This window comes from Mitsuaria sp. TWR114, assembly GCF_007997345.1.
Map to the genome: position 1 here is coordinate 1 of NZ_VOSR01000841.1, position 1,266 is coordinate 1,266.

The 1,266-nt window shown below is 72.9% G+C and carries 1 protein-coding gene; it reads right to left on the reverse strand.

Annotated elements, in window-relative coordinates; genetic code table 11:
* Positions 1 to 1,104, reverse strand: a 1,104-nt coding sequence (locus FUT87_RS24800) for a thiamine pyrophosphate-dependent enzyme (protein ID WP_255512017.1), incomplete at its 3' end; no start/stop codon positions are given.
* Positions 1,105 to 1,266: the final 162 nt, after the last annotated feature.

Below are 1,266 nucleotides of genomic sequence, written 5' to 3' on the forward strand. Positions count from 1 at the left end.
CAGGTCCAGCACCACGTCGGCGGCGAAGCGGGCGCGATAGTCCACCGCCAGGCGCGCGGCCTGCAGCACCGCCTCGGGATCGTCGGCGCCGACGCGCAGCACCGGCGCATCGATCATCCGGACCGGATCGGTGCAGAAGCGCCCGGCCATCGGGTCCATCCGGTTGGGTTCGGTGAAGCCCAGCTGGTTGTTGATGACGATGTGCAGCACGCCGCCGACCTCGTAACCCGGCCGCAGGCCGAGCGCCAGCGTCTCCATCACCACGCCCTGGCCCGCGAAGGCGGCGTCGCCATGCAGCACGACGGCGATGCTGCGCTCACGCCCCGGGCCGTCGGCGCTGCGCGCCGCGCGGGTCCGGCCGAGCACCACCGGATAGACGCTCTGCAGGTGGGACGCGTTGCTCGCGAGCGCGACCCGCAATTCGCCTCGCGGGGTGTGCAGCCAATAGTCGCCGCCCAGCTGGTGGACCAGCTCGCGCTGGCGTTCCGGATGAACCGGCTCGGTCGCGAAGTGGTCCAGCAGCTCGGCGACCGGATGCCCCAGCAGGGTGGCGAGCAGGTTGACGCGTCCGCGATGCGGCATGCCCATGAAGACCTGGTCCACGCCCTGCGCGGCCGCCGTCTCCAGCACCTGCTCGAGCAGCGGCAGCAGCGCCTCGCAGCCTTCGAGCGAGAAGCGCTTGGCCTGCGGATGCAGGCGCGCGACATGCCGTTCCCAGGCCTGCGCATTGGCCAGGCGGCGCAGCAGCGTGGCCGCCTCCGGACCGGTCAGCACCGGCCGGTCCGACTCCATCCGGCGCTGCAGCCAGTCGCGTCGCTCGGCGCTGCGCACGGCCGAGGCGTCCAGCGTCAAGGTGTCGCAGTAGATCGCCCGCAGCCGGGCGAACAGCGCTTCGACATCGGTCGCGCCCATCACCGAACCGCCGTCGCCGGTCAGCGCATCGCCCGGCGCCAGGCCGAAGTCGGCAGGGCGGGGCGGTCGCACCCGCGAGCTCGTCGCCAGCGGGTCGAGCAGCGCATGGCGGTGGCCGTCGCGTCGGAAGGCCTCGATCAGGGCCGTGACGGCGGGGCGGGGCGCGTCCGTGCCCACACGGAAGGAACTCATGGGAGGTTCGCGCCGGGTCTGCTCACTCCAGTGCGGCGACGAAGCGGTAACCGACGCGGTGGTAGGTGCGGATGATCTCGACCGAGGGCGGCAGCGCCCCCTGCAGCACCGCGCGGATCCGCGCGATCGCCATCGCCAGCGCGCCGGGCTGCACATCCTGCT